The 444-nt window shown below is 26.5% G+C and carries 1 protein-coding gene and 1 pseudogene (1 of these 2 running past the window's edge); one reads left to right on the top strand and one right to left on the bottom strand.

Annotation, left to right across the window (positions count from 1 at the left end):
* Nucleotides 1-383 (bottom strand): alpha-amylase family glycosyl hydrolase (locus G3997_RS05545; RefSeq protein WP_330616102.1); only part of this gene is annotated, 383 nt, incomplete at its 3' end.
* Nucleotides 384-433: 50 nt separating this feature from the next.
* Between G3997_RS05545 and G3997_RS11415 the strand changes: the two are divergent.
* A pseudogene (locus G3997_RS11415) lies at nt 434-444 on the top strand (TetR family transcriptional regulator C-terminal domain-containing protein); it runs 238 nt beyond the window's last position.

The following is a 444-nucleotide window of genomic DNA, read 5'->3' on the forward strand; positions in this document are numbered from 1 at the left end:
ATATAATAGTCTCTATATTTACTTTTTTTATCAGTTTTTGCTTCTTTAAACCACTTATGCTCATCTGATGTATGATTTAAAACTAAGTCCATTAATATTTTTATACCACTTGAATTTGCTTCTTTTAAAAGATTATCCATATCTTCCATAGTTCCGAATTCATCCATTATATCGGTATAATCACTTATATCATAACCATTGTCATCATTTGGTGATTTATAAACCGGTGATAAYCATATTACATCTATTCCTAGTTCTTTTAAATAATCAAGTTTTTCTATTATTCCCTTTAAGTCACCGATACCATCATTGTTGCTATCATTAAAGCTTCTTGGATATATTTGGTATACCACAGAATTATGCCACCATTTTTTTTCTATCATTTTAAATTCCCCCNATATTGTTATAACTTTTATCCTTATATAAAAATAAGATGACTATATA

It is taken from the genome of Romboutsia sp. 13368 (genome assembly GCF_018336475.1).
Taxonomy (GTDB): domain Bacteria; phylum Bacillota; class Clostridia; order Peptostreptococcales; family Peptostreptococcaceae; genus Romboutsia.